General features: G+C 67.7%; 16 protein-coding genes and 1 riboswitch. Of the genes, 3 read left to right on the forward strand and 13 right to left on the reverse strand.

Annotated features, from left to right (window positions below):
- Window positions 1-158: 158 nt before the first annotated feature.
- From VGV60_00870 to VGV60_00930, 13 genes are all read right to left on the reverse strand, one after another.
- Window positions 159-536 carry a VOC family protein gene (locus VGV60_00870; GenBank protein ID HEV8699804.1) on the reverse strand — a complete coding sequence of 126 codons (378 nt, stop codon included), beginning with the start codon at window positions 534-536 and terminating at the stop codon, window positions 159-161.
- A 127-nt stretch (window positions 537-663) separates the two neighbouring features.
- A complete protein-coding gene (locus VGV60_00875) occupies window positions 664-1,392 on the reverse strand; it encodes a DUF4386 domain-containing protein (GenBank protein ID HEV8699805.1) in 729 nt (242 codons plus the stop codon).
- Window positions 1,393-1,494: 102 nt separating this feature from the next.
- Window positions 1,495-1,683, reverse strand: coding sequence for a hypothetical protein (locus tag VGV60_00880; GenBank protein ID HEV8699806.1), 189 nt, complete (start codon window positions 1,681-1,683; stop codon window positions 1,495-1,497).
- 331 nt (window positions 1,684-2,014) lie between these two features.
- Window positions 2,015-2,422, reverse strand: a complete 408-nt coding sequence (locus VGV60_00885) for a hypothetical protein (protein ID HEV8699807.1) — start codon at window positions 2,420-2,422, stop codon at window positions 2,015-2,017.
- A 951-nt stretch (window positions 2,423-3,373) separates the two neighbouring features.
- Window positions 3,374-3,985: a hypothetical protein gene (locus VGV60_00890; protein HEV8699808.1), complete on the reverse strand. Its 612-nt coding sequence runs from the start codon at window positions 3,983-3,985 to the stop codon at window positions 3,374-3,376.
- Window positions 3,986-4,260: 275 nt separating this feature from the next.
- Window positions 4,261-6,078 (reverse strand): citramalate synthase, encoded by a 1,818-nt coding sequence (cimA, locus tag VGV60_00895; protein HEV8699809.1) that lies wholly within the window; start codon window positions 6,076-6,078, stop codon window positions 4,261-4,263.
- A complete protein-coding gene (locus VGV60_00900; protein ID HEV8699810.1) occupies window positions 6,071-7,042 on the reverse strand; it encodes a branched-chain amino acid transaminase in 972 nt (323 codons plus the stop codon). Before VGV60_00900 ends, cimA begins: the two co-directional genes overlap by 8 nt.
- Complete coding sequence (gene ilvC, locus VGV60_00905; GenBank protein HEV8699811.1) at window positions 7,042-8,058, reverse strand: ketol-acid reductoisomerase; 1,017 nt, start codon at window positions 8,056-8,058, stop codon at window positions 7,042-7,044. The genes VGV60_00900 and ilvC overlap by 1 nt, the downstream gene beginning before the upstream one ends.
- A 30-nt stretch (window positions 8,059-8,088) precedes the next feature.
- A complete protein-coding gene (ilvN, locus tag VGV60_00910) occupies window positions 8,089-8,652 on the reverse strand; it encodes an acetolactate synthase small subunit (GenBank protein HEV8699812.1) in 564 nt (187 codons plus the stop codon).
- Entirely contained in the window at window positions 8,649-10,382 is a 1,734-nt protein-coding gene (gene ilvB, locus VGV60_00915) for a biosynthetic-type acetolactate synthase large subunit (protein ID HEV8699813.1), read from the reverse strand. The genes ilvN and ilvB overlap by 4 nt, the downstream gene beginning before the upstream one ends.
- Before the next feature lie 146 nt (window positions 10,383-10,528).
- On the reverse strand, window positions 10,529-11,638 hold the full coding sequence (gene leuB, locus VGV60_00920) for a 3-isopropylmalate dehydrogenase (protein ID HEV8699814.1): 1,110 nt from the start codon (window positions 11,636-11,638) through the stop codon (window positions 10,529-10,531).
- Entirely contained in the window at window positions 11,631-12,134 is a 504-nt protein-coding gene (locus VGV60_00925) for a 3-isopropylmalate dehydratase (protein HEV8699815.1), read from the reverse strand. Before VGV60_00925 ends, leuB begins: the two co-directional genes overlap by 8 nt.
- Before the next feature lie 170 nt (window positions 12,135-12,304).
- A complete protein-coding gene (locus VGV60_00930) occupies window positions 12,305-13,981 on the reverse strand; it encodes a 2-isopropylmalate synthase (GenBank protein HEV8699816.1) in 1,677 nt (558 codons plus the stop codon).
- A gap of 371 nt (window positions 13,982-14,352) precedes the next feature.
- A riboswitch (SAM riboswitch) is annotated at window positions 14,353-14,464 on the forward strand.
- Window positions 14,465-14,548: 84 nt separating this feature from the next.
- Between VGV60_00930 and VGV60_00935 the strand changes: the two genes are divergently transcribed.
- The 3 genes from VGV60_00935 to thrC are packed head-to-tail and all read left to right on the forward strand — an operon-like array spanning window position 14,549 to window position 18,103.
- On the forward strand, window positions 14,549-15,613 hold the full coding sequence (locus VGV60_00935; protein HEV8699817.1) for a ThiF family adenylyltransferase: 1,065 nt from the start codon (window positions 14,549-14,551) through the stop codon (window positions 15,611-15,613).
- Window positions 15,614-15,626: 13 nt separating this feature from the next.
- Window positions 15,627-16,784: an aminotransferase class V-fold PLP-dependent enzyme gene (locus VGV60_00940; protein HEV8699818.1), complete on the forward strand. Its 1,158-nt coding sequence runs from the start codon at window positions 15,627-15,629 to the stop codon at window positions 16,782-16,784.
- A complete protein-coding gene (gene thrC / locus VGV60_00945) occupies window positions 16,781-18,103 on the forward strand; it encodes a threonine synthase (GenBank protein HEV8699819.1) in 1,323 nt (440 codons plus the stop codon). The genes VGV60_00940 and thrC overlap by 4 nt, the downstream gene beginning before the upstream one ends.
- Window positions 18,104-18,128 lie beyond the last annotated feature (25 nt).

Here is an 18,128-nt window from a genome sequence, read left to right on the forward strand (position 1 = left end):
GCGTGCGGACGTGTGCAGCCAGCACCGGAACGGTCTCCCGTCGCGACCGCCGGGACCGTCACCCTGCGCCCGGAAGTCGCTGGACGACCGCGGCTCCAGGCGGGCAGCCAACACCTCGCGTGTCCGAGCGGCCACTCCCTTTCTCGCTTTGGTAGCGCTCAGCGAGCCACGGCAGCAGGCTCAAACAATTCCACAGGATTCCCATCCGGGTCTTCGGCCAGTATCTGCCTACCCCCGGGTCCGACAACGATGTCATTGCGAAAGTGGACACCAGCCTGTTTCATTTGAGCGACGCGCGCGGGCAGGTCTTTGACTTCGATAACGAGCCGGTTCCATCCGCCGGGCTCTGGCCGTCGTCCGTCAGGCATAGGGCGAGCAGCTGAACTCTGCGGCCCACTGAGCCACAGCGTCAGGTCGTCCTTTGAAACGTAAGCAAAAGCCGGACCCATCTTCTGTTGGAGCTTAAACCCACATTTCTCCGTATAAAAAGCTATCGCAGCGTCGACGTCCGTGACGAAATATCTGATCGAGGCCATTTCGTATGCTCCGCGTAGATGTTTGATGGTCCAATCTTGCCACCGTGGCAGGTGGCCCGCCCAACGCTCCGGCTAAGCTCCGGTCAGCTGGTTGGGCGGCGACTCGTTCACGCTCGAACCACGCCCCCTAGTCCGGCTGCCATTTCTGCACGTTGACACCCCTCACCAGGAGCCACAGGGCAAGCGACAGTTCCGCGATAAAGGCCGGAACCAGAACGGCGATGTTCACGAGTGTGGGCGCCAGCAGCAGCGCAAAGCTGTTCGTCAAATAGCTCACGCCCGCAATTTGCATCAGGATGCCAAGAATCTTGGGCAGAAATTGGGACTTGAAAATTAGATACCCAAGTAGAAGGCACTCGAATCCGAAAAAGATGAGGCTGATATTGAACCCGTACGTGTGCGACCTGTTAGAGAGATACGCAAGAACGTGAAGCTGTTCTGGCGTGAAGGCTTGCAGATAGGACGCTTTACCCAATACGAACAAGGATGGAAGGAGGAACAGCTTGCTGGCGGACTCGAGAGTAATTGCGACCACATTGAACAGCACGGCCAGTAGCGCAAGATCCCGACTGACGGGCCTCAGCAGCACATAGAAGACGAGCGCGAGTGCAACCGAGCACGCCAGATGAAACAGGTTGGCCGCGATACCAAGGCGCCAGAGAAACTCAAAGGACCTGATGTTGTCGAGGGTGGCCGTTGCGTCGCCGGGCACGACGAGCTTATCCCTGACGAGCAGCTCACCCATCAGGCCGGCAGCAATGATGATCAAATAAAGCGCCCCGCCTATCCGTGCATAGGTTTGCGGCGATAGCTCGACGCCACGACCTGTCATCTTGTCCTCTTCGTCGCCGCCCAACACTCCCGGTCAGCCGCGGCTGGCGGATACCCCGTGTGATGCGGCCACCCAACCTGCCGCCCGCCAGCGGTTGGAGCGGGTTGTCGGGCGCCTTGATCGGTCTCAGTTGATGTTGCCTGGACCCTCTGGGGTGTCATTGTTGTAGTCGAAAAAGCAGATCTCCGGATAGCGCGTTGCCTTGTCCTCATGCGGCCGGTGGTCCTTCGCCCAGATACGGCCTCCCACATTCCAGTCCGGGTTGCGCGCCAAGATGAGGTCCAGATGATCCGGGTGAACATAGGCGTAGAGCAACCCTGGAACCTAAGACTGGAGGGAAGATCCTTCACGAACAGCATTCCCGCGTACCTTGAAGCATCGGCCCTCTTCTCCTCGATCATCATGCGCGCGGTTTGCACTGCCTGACGATCAGGTCATCCGGGCCCGTAAGCGCTCCACATGCTGTAAGGAGAATGGAGCCGATCCCAGCTGAGAACGCGGCCGCCCTGGTAATCGCCACTGTATGTCATGCCTCCTCTGAGTCCGCCCAACGCTCCCGCTCAGCCGCGGCGGGTGCATGTCGCCGATGAAACCACCGCGCACATGCCGCCCGCCGGCGGCTGCAGCGGGTAGTTGGGCAGCGCGCTCATTTCGGCGTCGGTGCAGACTTCCGCCAGGTACCGTCTGCCTGCTTGCGGTACGTGACTCCAAAGTGCTTCATGCGAGTCACCGGACCGACCTGAGTCCCGCTCACGACAGCCAAAATCGCAATCATGCTCTGTCCACCTTGCTCGGCCTCGGGCTTGAGTAGCTCTACGAGCTCATCAGCCGCACGGTTGAACTCGATCGGGTCATTTGCAGCAGAAGCACGATATTTCAGTATGAGGATGCTTCCATCGCTGACAACCGTGGTCTGCTTCGAGAAGACTTCGTACGTCCGGCCAGATGGTGTAACAAGCTGGGACCCCTTGAGTTCGCCGCGACATCCAGCGATGACGAGCATACTGACGAGTGCATGAATGATTCGACCGGGACGCGTCAACCCTTGAATCAAGCACTTCCTCCCGCGGTTACTTGGACTGCCCACTACGAGGTCTGCCCAACGCCGCGGCTAAGCTGCGGCGCGCGTGGCGCGACGCTGGCGTCTTACTGCAAGCGGCGTGACGCGCGGATCCGGCGGCTTCAACCGGTAGTTAGATGTCGTATCGATCGTTTCATTCTGCCAACGGAAATGGCAACCGTCCACTAAACCAGCGGAGCTCAATGACAACCCTCGTGCTGTCTGGTGCTGGAAAATAGAATTCTCTATCTGCCGCAACAACTACTTGCCATTTGGGACCAAGCCATAGCCCAGAACCAAGCCCTAGGCCTGCTACTCCACCGATGCCGTGGTCCGGCTCTTTAGTGCGGTACGCCGACCCCAGGCTGAATCTGCTAAATATACGGACCGGACCCAGAGTTAAGAATGAGAGGTCACCTCCCAACCCAGCGGTCCAGATCTCTTGCTCGCTGCTATCACTCTCACTCAACCAGAAATATGGGCCGAAAGCGCTCGGGAAGGGTCTCGAGAAGCCGCGTTTGTAGGGATCTTCTTCCCAGCCTCCCCAGCTCAGTCTGAACCCGTCCAACCGGTCGTGACTCTCCGGACTGCCCTGTTCGGCAAAGGCGACCGAGAGAAACCCGCCGCCCGGCATCGATTGCCAGTAGTGGCGACGATCAGAAGGTGTTTCGGAAGGCTGCGCACCTTGAGCGAGTAGTTCATTCGGGTCCTCGGACGCCCAGACGTCGTCTGGCAAGCAAAGGAAGCTCGACACCGCGCCCAATAGAATGCCGAAGATACAGGTGCGAAGTGTACTCATTCGACCATTCACATCAATTGGACCAGAACATCTAACGCTCCCGCTCAGCCGCGGCGGGCGTACGCCTTCGTGACTTCAACCCCGTACCTGCCGCCCGCCGTCGGCCTGCAGTGGGTGGTTAGCCGACGCCGTCCCTACTTAGATGCCTAGCCTGATCCTGCCGCTCGCGCCTCTAACCCAGTCAGTTCTACCACGGGAACCGTGAACTCTGAAGATTGGTTCAACCGATTGGCTAGCCTGTTGTATTCCGCCACCCGAGCCGCTACCTCATGCTCGGCCACGCGCCCGGATCGGGCCAATACTGAAGTTGGCGCAGCCTCGGACTTCACAATCTGCGCCGCCAAGTAGCCGAACTCGAACAGCTCTCTGAATTCCCGACCTTCAGCGGTCGAAACGAAACCCGACGCGTCACGATCGGCTAATTGGCGGAGAATGGGCATGTCGCGTTCTACTCGCTTCTGTAGTTCAGTCTGCCACTCTTTGACTCGCTCCAGGTTGGCACCAGGAACCGGGCAGGCTGTGCCCATATAACTTCGTTCGTAGGTGCCGGTGAGGTCGTCCTTGACGAAGGTCAAGAGCGTGCCGCCGGTCCTGATATTGGCAACCATGGACAGGTCACCTTGGGCGCTCTCTGTCATGCCGAGCTTTTGCACCTGAGCGACATACGTCTGAAAATCGGCCGGACCTTCCCTGCGGGCCGAAAACTGTTCGCATGACAGACCTGCGATTAAGGCCATCACGAGGATGAGTACGTGCACTCGGGCCATCTTCCTACCACGGCTCAGATGAAGCCTCTTGTCGGTCAATATACGCCGATGCGGCTGACGGCGACAAGCACACGGCACTATAGCGTCGTCGCGATGGACCCAGTAGCCCGGGCGGACAGGCGCCGACCGGGCGCGTCAGTTTGTGTGGGGGGAAGTGCGGGGTGAGGGTCAGGTCTCGAGCGTTCGCCGTACTGCATGCTGACGCTTGAGGGTCCCCGGTCGGCGTAAGGCTAAACGTCGTGGGCCACGGCTGGGTTCCATGGATCTCAGGCTCCGATCTCGGAACGTCCTGGATCGACCTCGTGCAGGATGACGATCGGCAGGCGCCCTTCGCCGCGCGGCTGGAGGCTGACGTTTTCGCCCGAACCGGCGCTGGCCCCTCCGACCTGCGCCTCGCTCCCGGCCTCCGCTCCGGGCGGACCGGCCTGCAGCGAGCCGGCCGGCAGGAGGCCCGCCGACCGTCGCAGCAGAAGGCCGTATTCGTAGCTCTCGACGATGGCGTGGAGCGTCGCGGCGATGATGTTCGGATCGACGCCGGTCGTGGCCCAGATCCGCTCGCCGTCTCCCATCTCGACGTGCACGCGGGTGCGGGCGGCGGTGCCGTCGTGCCCGTCGAGGATGCGCACCTTGAAATCGATGAGGCGCAGATCGCGGATCTCCGGGTAGGCGCCGGCCAGGGCGTTGCGCAGCGCCTGGTCGAGGGCGTGGGCGGGGCCGACGCCCAGGCTGACCGCGTGGATCTCCTCCTGGCCGACGCGCACGCGCACGGTCGCCTCGGGCGCCCCCGAAGCCGTCAGGAGGACCCGGTAGTCGACCAGCTCGAAGTAGCGCGGCCTCTTCCCCAGGGCCTCGAGGACCAGGAGGGTGAACGACCCCTCGGCGCTCTCGAACTGGAAGCCCCTGTACTCCAGCGCCTTGACGCGCTCGACCAGGGCGCGCATGGTTTCGGGCCGCCCCGAAAGATCGATGCCGATGGCGCGCGCCCGGTTCAGGACGTTGCTCGATCCCATCTGGTCGGAGACCAGGACGCGCGTCGTGTTGCCGACGACGGCCGGGTCGATGTGCTCGTAGGCGCGGCTGGACCTCTCGATGGCGCTGACGTGGATCCCCGCCTTGTGCGCGAAGGCGCTCCGGCCGACGAATGGCTGGTGGCTTTGGGGGGAGCGGTTGGCGATCTCGGCGACGTAGCGCGAGGTGGCGGTGATCCGCTGAAGCCCATCCGGCGGCAGGCAGGACAGCCCCTTCTTCAGCTCAAGGTTCGGGATGACGGAGCACAGATTGGCGTTGCCGCAGCGCTCTCCGTAGCCGTTGATCGTCCCCTGAACGTGGCGGGCGCCGCCGGTCACGGCCGCCAGGCTGTTGGCCACCGCCAGCTCGCCGTCGTTGTGCGCGTGGATGCCGAGCGGCACGGGCGCCCCCAGCCGGTGGCGCGCCACCAGGGTCGCGGAGCGCACCTGCTCGGGGAAGGCGCCGCCGTTCGTGTCGCACAGGACGATCCGGTCGGCCCCCGCCTCGGCCGCCGCCAGGATCGTCAGGATCGCGTATTCGGGGTTCGATCGGCAGCCGTCGAAGAAGTGCTCCGCATCGTAGATGACCTGGCGTCCCGCCTCCTTCAGGAAGCGGATGCTCTCGGAGATCATGGCCAGGTTCTCTTCGAGCGTCGTGCGCAGCGCCTCGCGCACGTGATAGTCCCATGCCTTGCCGAACAGGGCCACCCACGGCGTGCCGGCGGACAGCAGGGCCAGGAGCCCTTGGTCCCTGTCGACGCGCCCGCGCACCCGGCGCGTGCTGCCGAAGGCGACCAGTCGGGCGCGCGCCAGCGGCTCCCCCGCCGCCCGCGCGAAGAATTCCAGGTCCTTCGGGTTCGCGCCGGGCCAGCCCCCCTCGACGAAATGCACGCCGAGGCGGTCGAGCGCCCGGAGGATCTTCAGCTTGTCCTCGACCGAGTAGGAGATCTCCTCCGACTGCGCCCCGTCGCGCAGCGTCGTGTCGTAGATCTCGACCGTCGCGGGGAGCGACTCGCCGCGCCCCTTGCCGTCATACTCCGGCACCGGGGCCGGGATCGGCTTCAGGATCTCAGGCATGGGACAGCCACGTGGCGCGCCGCGGGTTCCGCCCGCGCACGCTGTCGAAGTAGGCCCGCTGCAGGCGGGCCGTGACGCCGACCTCGGGATGCGGGAGCGGGCGGTCGTCGAGCGCCGCGACCGGCGTGACCTCGGCCGCCGTTCCGGTCATGAAGACCTCGTCGGCCGCGAACAGATCCTCGGGCCGGAAGGCCCGGATGGTCGTGGGGATGCCGCCGTCCGCCGCCAGAGTCAGGACCGTGTCGCGGGTGATTCCGGGCAGGATGTTGGAGGCCTGGTCGTTGGTGACCAGCGCGCCGTCCTTGACGAAGAAGACGTTCTCCCCCGTCGCCTCGGCCACCGTGCCGTCGGCGTTCAGCAGGATCGCCTCGACGGCCCCCTTCCCGGCCGCTTCCTGGGCCGCCAGGATCGAGTTCGTGTAATGGCCGCACCCTTTCACGTGGGACGGCAGCATGGTGCGATCGAATTTCTTCCACGACGACAGGATGACCCGGACGCCGCGCGCCAGGCCGTCGTCCCCCAGGTAGGCGCCGAGCGGGCGCACGGCGATGAGCACCTCGGTCGGGCAGCGGCTCTCGGGTGTCAGGTGGATCGGTCCCTCGCCGAAAAACGCCAGCGGCCGGATGTACCCGTTCGTCACGCCGTTCCGCCTCACCGTCTCGAGCGCCGCGGCGCACAGGTCCGCGGCCCCGAAGCCCAGGGCCAGCCCGTAGACCTTCGCCGAGGCCAGCAGGCGCTCCATGTGATCGCGCAGGCGGAAGACCGCCGGGCCGGACGGGGTCTCGTAGCAGCGGATCCCCTCGAACACGCCGCTGCCGTAATGCAGGGCGTGGGAGAAGTAGTGCGCTCGCAAGTCCTCCGAGCGCACGAACCCGCCGTTGACCCAGACCCAATGGGAGTGGGTCTCCCGCCCCGCGTGCAGGCGGGACGCCAGAAGCCCCGCCGCCATCAGATCCTGGCCCATCAGTTCCTGCTCCTGTCGACCAGGCGGTTCTTGCCGAGCCACGGCATCATGCCGCGCAGCCTCTCGCCGACGCGCTCGATGAGGTGCTCCTTCCCCGCCCCCTCCAGTCTCTTGAAGTTCGGCTTGCCGGCCTTGTGCTCGGCCATCCACTCGTCGGCGAACTTCCCCGACTGGATGTCGGCGAGCATCGCACGCATCACCTTGCGCGTCTCGTCGGTGACGATCCGGGGGCCGCGCGTCAGGTCGCCGTACTCGGCGGTGTTGCTGACCGAGTAGCGCATGTTCTGGATCCCCCCCTCGTAGACCAGATCGACGATGAGCTTCATCTCGTGCAGGCACTCGAAGTAGGCCATCTCCGGCGGGTAGCCGGCCTCGACCAGCGTCTCGAAGCCCGCCGTGATGAGGGCCGTCAACCCGCCGCACAGGACCGCCTGCTCGCCGAAGAGATCGGTCTCGGTCTCGTCCTTGAACGTGGTCTCGATGACGCCCGCGCGGCCGCCGCCGATGGCGCAGGCGTACGCCAGGGCCACGGCCTTCGTGTCGCCTGACGGGTCCTGGTGCACCGCCAGGAGCATCGGCACGCCGGTCCCCTTGGTGAACTCGTTCCGCACCTGGTGCCCGGGGGCCTTGGGCGCCACCATGAACACGCTCACGTCCTTCGGCGGGACGATCTTCCTGAAATGGATCGAGAAGCCGTGGGCGACGGCGAAGCTCTTGCCTCTGGTGAGCCCCGGCGCGACCTCCCTCTCGTACGTCTCCGGCGCCAGCTCGTCGGGGACCAGCATCATGACGATGTCCCCCCAGCGAGCCGCCTCCGCCGTGTCCATCACCTCGAGGCCCGCCGCCTGCGCCTTCTGGCGCGAGGCGCTGTCCGGCCGCAGCCCGACGGCGACGCGGTGACCCCCGTCCTTCAGGTTGAGGGCGTGCGCGTGCCCCTGGCTGCCGTATCCCAGGATGGCGATCTTTTTCCCCTCGAGACGCTCCTGCTCGGCGTCCCGGTCGTAATAGATGTTCAGCTTTCCTTCAGCCACGAGTGCTCCTTTGCATCAAACCGCGCTGTCCGCCTCCGGCACCACGAGCTCCGGCCCCCTCGTCTCGTCACGTCCCCGCGCCGCGCTGATCCGCGGGATCGCCACCGCCCCGGTCCGCACGATGTCCTGGATGCCGAGCGGCTTCAGCAGCCCCAGGAGCGCGTCCACCTTGTCCTGACTCCCGGTGGTCTCGACGGTGATGGCGTCGGGGGCGATGTCGATCACCTTGGCGCGGAACACGCCGACCAGGTTCAGCACCTCCTGGCGCTCGGCCGGGTTCCTGGTCTTGACGATCAGGAGAGCCATCTCGCGCTCGACGTGATCGACCTCGTTGAGGTCGGCAACTTCGAGGACGCGCACGAGCTTGCCGACCTGCTTGATAATCTGCTCCATGATCGCATCGTTCCCGTTGGTGGTCAGGATGATGCGCGAGAAGGCGGGGTCGGGGGTCGGCGCCACGCACAGCGAGTCGATGTTGTAGCCCCGCCCCGAGAACAGCCCGACGATGCGGCAGAGCTCGCCGAAGCGGTTCTCGACCAGGATCGACAGGATGTGCCGCGCGCCGCCTTCGCCGTTCATGCCAGATCCCTCGGCTCCGGGTCCTCGGAGCCGTCGTCGGGCGGCTCCAGCACCATCTCCTGCAGCGACGCCCCGGCCGGGACCATCGGGTAGACGCTCTCCTCCTGGGAGACGATCATGTCGAGCACCACGAGCCCGGGGGTCGCAAGCCCCTGCTCGAGGACCGGCCGCAGCTCCCCGGGCACCGTGGCGCGCAACCCCCGGGCGTGGTACGCCTCCGCCAGCTTGACGAAGTCGGGAAGCCACTCCATGCCGACCTCGCTGTAGGTGCGGGAGTAGAACAGCTCCTGCCACTGGCGCACCATGCCGAGGTAGTTGTTGTTGATCACGACCACCTTGACGTTCACCTTCTCCTGGACGGCGGTGGCCATCTCCTGGATGCACATCTGGAACGAGCCGTCGCCGGTGACGCAGACGACCGGCCGGCCTGGATGGGCCTTCGCCGCCCCGATCGCCGCCGGAAAGCCGTATCCCATCGTCCCCAGCCCGCCCGAGTTCAGCCACTGTCGCGGGCGCTTGAAGCCGTAGTACTGCGCCACCCACATCTGGTGCTGCCCGACGTCGGAGGTCACGATGGCGTCCCCCTTGGTCAGCCGGTGCAGCTCCTCGATCACCGCCTGCGGCATGATGACGTCCCTGCGCCTCCGGTAGCGGAACGGGTGCTGCGACGACCAGCCGCGCAGCGTCGCCCACCACGCCTCGCGCGGCGGCGGGCCTTCGAGCCGCATGTCGCGATCCAGGCACAGGAGCATCTGCTCGAGGACGCTCCTGGCGTCGCCGACGATGCCGACCTCGACCACCCGGTTCTTGTTGATCGACGAGGCGTCCACGTCGACGTGCACGACCCTGGCGTGCGGCGCGAAGTCCTTCAGCCGCCCGGTGACGCGATCGTCGAAGCGCGCTCCGACGGCGACCAGGAGATCGGCGTTCGACACCCCCATGTTGGCGGCGTAGGTGCCGTGCATGCCGAGCATGCCGAGGCAGTTGGGGTGGGCGCTGGGGAAGGCGCCGAGCCCCATCAGGGTCGGCGTGACGGGAAGGTTGAGGGCCTCGGCCAGGGCCGCCAGCGCCGCGGCGCCGTCGGCGTTCACCACACCGCCGCCGACGTACAGGATCGGCCGCTCCGCGGCCACCATCATGGCGACCGCCTGCCGGACCTTCTCGGGATCCCCCTTGCCCGCGGGCCGGTAGGAAGGCAGGTCGACCGCCTCCGGCCAGACGAACGTCGTCTTCGCCGCCGTGACGTCCTTGGGCAGGTCGATGACCACCGGGCCGGGGCGCCCGGTGCGGGCGATGTGGAACGCCTCCTTGACCACCCGCGCCAGGTCGCGGACGTCCTTGACCAGATAGTTGTACTTGGTGCAGGGGCGCGTGATGCCGACCACGTCCGCCTCCTGGAAGGCGTCGTTGCCGATCAGGTGCGTCGGCACCTGGCCGGTGATGCAGACGATCGGCGTCGAGTCCATCAGCGCGTTGGCCAGCCCGGTGACGCAGTTGGTGGCGCCGGGCCCCGACGTCACCATGACGACCCCCACCTTGCCCGTCGATCGCGCGTACCCCTCGGCGGCATGCACGGCTCCCTGCTCGTGGCGCACCAGGACGTGGCCGATCCGGTCGCGCGCGTGCGCCAGCTCGTCGTAGACGTGCAGGATGGCGCCGCCCGGGTACCCGAAGATGGTGTCGACACCCTCGCGCAGGAGGCTCTCGATCAGGATCTTCGCCCCCCGCATCTCGAGGTCGGCCGCCGGGGCCTCCGCGGCGCGCTGCGGCGCCGGCGTCCCGACCGCGCGCGGTGCCGCCTCGGCCGACACGCGCGCCTCGATCCGGTCTTTCATCGGCACCACCGTCCCTCCGGCCGTCTTCGAGCCGTCCGGCCTCATCGTGTCCCTCCGGCGGCGGGCGCGGTCTCGAGGGCTCGCCGGACCCTCTCCCCCATGGCGCTCGTCGACAGCACGGTCTCGCCAGGGCGTGCCAGGTCGGCGGTGCGCGCCCCCTCCTGAAGGACGCGGGCGACCTCCGTCTCGATCCGCCCGGCGTCCGCCTCGCGACCGAACGAGTGGCGCAGGAGCATCGCCACGGACAGGATCGCGGCGAGCGGGTTCGCCACGCCGCGCCCGGCGATGTCGGGGGCCGACCCGTGGACCGGCTCGTACAGGCCGGGCCCGTCGCCCAGGCTCGCCGACGGCAGCATCCCGATGCTTCCGGCCAGCATGGCGGCCTCGTCGCTCAGGATGTCCCCGAACAGGTTTTCGGTCAGGATCACGTCGAAGTCCCGCGGCCGGGCGACGAGCTGCATGGCGGCGTTGTCCACGAACAGGTGCTCGAGCCGCACGTCGGGGAATTCCCGCGACGTCTCCACCACCACCTCGCGCCAGAGCTGCGAGACCTCCAGGATGTTCGCCTTGTCCACCGAGGTCACCTTCTTCCGTCGCGCGCGGGCCGCCAGAAACGCCACCCTGGCGATGCGCCGGATCTCCCCGGCCGAGTAGGCCATCGTGTTCCGCGCCCGCCGGGCGTCTCCCTGACCCTCGATGCCGCGCGGCGAGCCGAAGTAGAGCCCGCCGGTCAGCTCGCGCACGATCAGGATGTCCGTGCCGCGCACGATCTCGGCCCGAAGCGGCGACGCCTCCTCCAGGGCCTGATGCAGCCGCACCGGGCGCAGGTTCGCGAACACCCCGAGCCCCTTCCTGAGCCCCAGAAGCGCCTGCTCGGGCCGCTTCTCCCGGGGAAGCCCGTCGTAGGCCGGGCTCCCGACGGCCCCCAGGAGCACCGCGTCGGCGCCGCGCGCGGCGCTCAGCGTCGCCTGGGGCAGCGGCTCCCCCGCCCGATCGATCGCCGCCCCGCCGGCCGGGTGCTCCACGAGCTCCAGGGCCAGCCCGGAGCGCCGCGCCACAGCCTGCAGCACCTGCGCCGCCTCGGCCACGACCTCCGGGCCGATGCCGTCGCCCGGCAGAAGGACGACGCGTCCGCGCGTCTTCTCAGGCACTCGACGCCCCCGTCGTCTGTCTCAGGACGTAAGGCAGGAGGCCGCCCGCCTCCAGAACCTCCATGGCGAACGGGGTGAACGGCACGAACCTGAACGCCTCCCCCGTCGTCAGGTTCCTCACCGCGCTGTTCTGGAGGTCGATCTCGAGGAGATCCCCGGTTACGGTGCGCTCGACGGCCGCCGGGCACTCCAGGACGAGAAAGCCGTTGTTCAGGGCGTTGCGGAAGAAGGCGCGGGAGAACGAGCGCGCCACGACCGCCGCGATCCCCGCGCCCCGCAGCGCCCAGACCGCGTGCTCGCGCGCCGACCCGCAGCCGAAGTCCGAGCCTGCCACCAGGATGTCTCCCCGGCAGACGCGCTGCGGGAACCCGGCGTCGATCCCGACGAGGGCGTGCTTCCCCAGCTCGCCGGGGTCATCGGTGTTCTGGCAGCGGAGCGGGACGATCTCGTCGCTCGTGATGCCGGCCCTCGAATGGACGTGCGCCCTGCCTCTCATGGCCCCTTCTCTCCCTCCGCGCCGCGGTCGTTCCTGCCGCCGGCGGCCACCACGGGACGGGCCCGTCGTGGCCTCCCCCACCGGCGGCAGAAAGAACCGCGGGCCGGAGTCCAAAAAAGTAAAGCGCAGGTGTCGCGGTCCGACTGATCCTGAGGCCGGACCGGCCTGCGCTATACGAGGTGAATCAGTCGAATACGGCCTTCCGAGTCGGCGACCCGCAGGGGGCCGCCCACCGTCTCCTCCTTCTCGTCCTCCCGGGCCCCCGCCACCTGGGCGCGATCGGCCGGCACCCCGGCCACGCGCGGCAGTACGGGAGAGACCTCGGCCGCGTCCAGGGCGCGCGCCAGGCGCTGCGCCTTGTTGACCGCGTGCAGGTAGGCCCGGGCGCTCGCATCGACCACGTCGGTCGAGGCGGCCTTGCCGGTGAACGAGCGGCCGCTGAAGTCCACGTGCACCGACACCTCGCCGATGGCGTCGCGCCCGCGCGAGACGGCCCGGATCGAATAGTCGAGCAGGCGGCCGCGGCAGCCGATGATCTGATCGATCGCGGTGTAGGCCGCCGCCACCGGACCGTCGCCGACGGCGCAGGCCACCTTCTCGCGCCCCTCGGTCTCCAGGATGACGGTCGCGGTGGACGGCTTCTGGCTGCCGGCCGTCGCCTGCAGCATCTTCAGCCGGAACACCTCCGGGACGTCCTTCATGCCGTCGTGCACGATGGCGATCAGGTCCTCGTCGAAGATCTCCTTCTTCTGGTCGGCGATCTCGATGAAGCGCGCGTAGGCGCGATCCAGGTCGGGGCGCGACAGCGGGTAGCCCAGATCGGCGAGCTTCCGTCCGAGCGCGTGGCGGCCGGAATGCTTGCCCAGCACCAGCCGGTTGGTCTTGATGCCGACCGACTCGGGCGTCATGATCTCGTAGGTCCGCCGCTCCTTCAGGACCCCGTCCTGGTGGATCCCCGCCTCGTGGGCGAAGGCGTTCTTGCCCACCACCGCCTTGTTGGCCTGCACGTGGACGCCGGTGATGCTCGACAGCAGCTGGCTCGACTTGTATATCTCGGTGGTCGCGATCCCGGTGGTGAACGGCAGGATGTCGCGCCTGACATACAGGGCCATCACGAGCTCTTCCAGGGAGGCGTTCCCCGCCCGCTCGCCGATGCCGTTGACCGTGCACTCGACCTGCCGCGCGCCGGCCTCGACCGCGGCGAGCGAGTTGGCGACCGCCAGCCCGAGGTCGTTGTGGCAGTGCACCGACAGGACCGCCCGCTCGATGCCGCGGACCTTCTCGCGGAGGGCGCGGATGATCGTCTGGAACTCGGTCGGCGTGGTGTAGCCGACCGTGTCGGGGACGTTGATCGTCGTCGCACCGGCCCCGATTGCCGTCTCGACGACCTCGCACAGGAAGCCCGGGTCGCTGCGTGTCGCGTCCTCCGCGGAGAACTCGACGTCGGGCGTGAACGATTTCGCCAGGCGCACCGCCTCCCCCGCCATGTCGAGGACCTCGGCGCGCGACTTCCTGAGCTTGTGCTGCATGTGCAGATCGGAGGTGGCGATGAAGGTGTGAAGGCGCGGGCGCGCCGCAGGCTCGATGGCCCGCCAGGCGCGCTCCACGTCGTCCCGCGTGGTGCGCGCCAGCGCGGCGATCACCGGGCGCCGGACCTCCCTGGCCACGGCGTGCACCGCACGATAGTCGTCCTCGGACGCCATCGGGAACCCCGCCTCGATGACGTCCACCCCGAGGGCGTCGAGCTGGCGGGCCATCCGGATTTTTTCCTCCAGGTTCATGCTGCAGCCGGGCGACTGCTCGCCGTCCCGCAAGGTCGTGTCGAAGATGGTGATTCGGTGTGACACGAAGATCCCCCTACGTCATACGTGCCGGTTGATATACGGGGCAAACTGCACGGCGTCAACAGCTTTCGGGCCACTCTGCATCCCGAGTGCCATATGGTGCAACGTCATCTTTCCCGCCTGCGCCGGAGTCGTCATCAGGGGCGTGACCCCAGAACGGACGCGGAGTATAACAGACTTACCGACCGGTCGGAAAGCCGATCAAGGATCGGAGCCCGGCGCCCACCCTGATTCACCATGCGCAACGCCAGGGGCCGCCCGCGTTCCGCGCCGCGCGACGCAGGTTGACAGGTTCCGGAACGCGTGGTAATTTTCCAGGGTCTTCATCTTCGAGGAGGGCGGCCGCGCACTAAAAAATACAATCCAGCACTTCCATCTTATCCAGAGTGGGGGAGGGACAGGCCCGACGATCCCACGGCAACCGATCCCGGTACGGGAACCCCGGTGCCAACTCCTGCGGGGCTCATCAGCCTCGGCAGATGAGAGACGGAAGGCGAAGGAGTCGTTCCCCCGAACCTCTTCGACGTCGTCTCGAAGAGGTTTTTCTATTTCAGCGGCAGGAGACGCAGCGTGACATCCGGAACGAAGGACGGGAGGGAGCAGCCGGCGGTCGACGTGCCGGCGCGCTACTCCCGCCAGGTGCTGTTCGAGGAGATCGGGCGCGAGGGGCAGGCCCGCCTGATGGCGTCGCGCGCGGTCCTGGTCGGCTGCGGCGCCCTGGGGACGGTGCAGGCGTCGCTCCTGGTCCGCGCCGGCGTCGGCACGCTGCGCGTCATCGACCGCGACTTCGTCGAGGAAAGCAATCTACAAAGGCAGATCCTCTTCGACGAAGAGGACGTGAAGTCGCTCCTCCCCAAGGCGGTGGCAGCCGAGAAGAAGCTCCGGGCGACCAATTCCCTGGTCCAGGTCGAGGGCCTGGTCGAGGACCTGAACGCCGCGTCGATCGGCCGCCTGCTCGACGGCTTCGACCTGGTGCTCGACGCCACCGACAATTTCGACGCCCGCTTCCTGCTCAACGACTACTGCGTCAAGACCTCGATCCCCTGGGTGTACGGCGCCTGCGTGGGATCGTACGGCCTGACCTTCCCGATCCTTCCCGGAGAGACGGCGTGCCTGCGCTGCGTGTTCGAGACCGCGCCGCCCCCGGGCCTCTCCCCCACCTGCGACACCGCCGGCGTCCTCGGGCCCATCGTCGGACTGGTGGCATCGCTCCAGGCGGCGGAGGCGCTCAAGATCCTGGCCGGCCGGCGCGATCGCGTGACCCGGAAGATGTCGGTCACCGACGTCTGGGAGGGGCGCCTGAGCCAGATCGACCTGCCGCCGCGCAACCCCGACTGCCCGTGCTGCGGCCGTCGCGAGTTCCCCTATCTCGAGGGCTCGCTCGGATCGGACACGGCCACCCTGTGCGGCAGGAACGCCGTGCAGATCCGCAGGAAGGACGGGCTGCGGCTCGACCTGGACGAAGTCGCGAAGCGTCTCGGCCACGTCGGCACGGTCGAGAAGAATCGCTTCCTGCTGCGCGCCGATATCGACGCCTGCCGCCTGACGGTCTTTGCCGACGGCCGCGCCATCATCAGCGGCACGACCGACCCGGCGGTGGCCAAGTCCCTGTATGCCCGCTACGTGGGCACCTGAAGCCGGAGCCGCCATGATCTATCTCGACAACGCCGCCACGTCGTTTCCCAAGCCCGAGCCGGTCTACCGGGGCATGGAGGAGTTCGTGCGCGCCTCCGGGGCCAACCCGGGACGGGGCGGCCACCGGCGCGCCGTCGAGGCCGAGGGGATGATCAACGACACGCGGCGGCTCCTGGCCCGCCTCCTCGGCGTCCCCCGCCCCGAGCGGATCGTCTTCGGCCATAACGCCACCGACGGGCTGAACATGGCGATCAAGGGGGTGGTGCGTCCGGGCGACCACGCCATCACCTCGGTCCTCGAGCACAACTCCGTGTCGCGGCCGCTCAACCGCCTCGAGCAGGACGGCGTCATCGCCCTCACGCGCGTGCCCGCGACCTCCGACCACCTGATCGACCCGGACGAGATCGCCCGGGCCTTCCGGCCGAACACCCGGCTGGTGGCGCTGACCCAGGCCTCGAACGTCACCGGCACGATCCAGCCGATCGCCGCCATCGGCCGGATCGCCCGCCAGCACGGCGCGCTGCTCCTGGTCGACGCGGCGCAGAGCGCCGGAGTCGTGCCGATCGACTGCGAGCGGGACGGCATCGACCTCCTGGCGTTCACGGGACACAAGGGGCTGCTCGGGCCGACCGGGACCGGCGGGCTCGTGGTCGGCGAGCGCGCCGAGGTCCGTACCTGGCGGGAAGGGGGCACGGGAGGAGACTCGACCCGCCCGGTGCAGCCCGAGGAGTTCCCGCACCGCCTCGAAGGGGGGACGCCGAACGTCTTCGGCATCGCCGGGCTGCGCGAAGGGGTGCGGCTCCTCCTGGAGCGCGGCGTCGAGACCGTCCTGGCGCACGAGCGCGGCCTGATCAGGGTTTTCCTCGAGGCACTTCAGCGGCCCGGTAAGCTGGCCTGGTACGGCGCCGATCGCGTCCTGGCCGATCGCAACGGCGACGGCCGGGTCGGTCTCGTGAGCGTCAACCTGCCGGCCTTCGCCCCCGCCGAAGTGGGCGCCATCCTGGACGAGCAGTTCGACATCGCCGTGCGCCCCGGCCTGCACTGCGCCCCGTACGCCCACAGGCATCTCGGCACCTTCCCACAGGGAACGGTGCGCCTGAGCGCCGGGATCCTGACGACGGCCGACGACATGCGCCGGGCGGCCGCCGCCTTCGACGAGATCAGCGCATGAGCTACGTCAAGAGCCTGAAGTGCAGGGAGTGCGGCGCCGAGTTTCCGGTGGCCCCCCGGGCCATCTGTGAGGAGTGCTTCGGCCCGCTCGAGGTGACGTACGACTACGCGGCCCTGCGCCGCTCCTTCGGTCCGGACGCGATCGCCGGGCGGGCCCGCTCGATGTGGCGCTACCGCGAGCTCCTTCCGGTCGACGGCGGGGACATACTCGGCCTTGAAGTCGGCTGCACGCCGCTCGTCCGGGCCGATCGGCTGGCGCGGACCCTGGGGGTCGACGAGCTGTACGTCAAGAACGACGCGGTGAACTTCCCCACCCTGTCGTTCAAGGACAGGGTCGTGTCGGTCGCCTTGACCAAGGCGCGCGAGTTCGGCATGACCACCGTCGGCTGCGCCTCGACCGGCAACCTGGCGAACGCCGTCGCCTCCCAGGGGGTGCGCCACGGCTTCGAGACCTGCATCCTGGTGCCCGAGGACCTGGAGGCCGCGAAGATCCTCGGCACCACGGTCTACGGCGCCCGCCTGGTCGGCGTGCGGGGGGACTACGATCAGGTCAACCGGCTGTGCAGCCAGATCGCCGACCGCTTCGGCTGGGGAATCGTCAACGTCAACCTGCGTCCCTTCTACGGCGAGGGCTCCAAGACCGTCGGGTACGAGATCGCCGAGCAGCTCGGCTGGAAGCTCCCCGCCAGCCTGGTCTGCTGCATGGCGGGGGGATCGCTGCTGACCAAGATCGGCAAGGCGTTCGACGAGCTTCGGCTCCTCGACATCATCGACGACGGCCCGACCAGGCTGTACGGCGCGCAGGCGCGGGGCTGCAACCCGATCGTCGCGGCCGTCCAGGACGGCACCGGCGAGATCCGCCCGGTGAAGGCGCGCACCATCGCCCGGAGCCTTGCCATCGGCAATCCGGCGGACGGCTATTACGCGGCGCGCGCCATCAGGGAGAGCGGCGGCTGGGCGGAGGACGTCACCGACGACGAGATCGTCGAAGGCATCCGCCTGCTGGCCGGGACCGAGGGGATCTTCGCGGAGACGGCCGGCGGTGTGACCGTCGCCGCGGCGCGAAAGCTGATCGCGAGCGGCCGCATAGAGCGACACGAGCCGATCGTCCTGGTGATCACCGGCAATGGACTGAAAACGACCGACGCGCTCGCCGCGACCGCCCCCGCCTACCCGGTCATCGAGCCGAGGCTCGAGGCCTTCGAGGGGGTTCTGGCGGCCACGGCGGCCGATCGTTCCGGGAGCGTCGCCACCGGCGCGTTCCCTTCATCCGGGCGCTCCGCCCCCGCGGCGCCCCTTTCATCGATCCGGACGTTGTGACGTCCGGCCGCAACGGGAGACCTTC

The organism is Candidatus Polarisedimenticolia bacterium (assembly GCA_036001465.1).
Classification (GTDB): Bacteria; Acidobacteriota; Polarisedimenticolia; order Gp22-AA2; family Gp22-AA2; genus Gp22-AA3.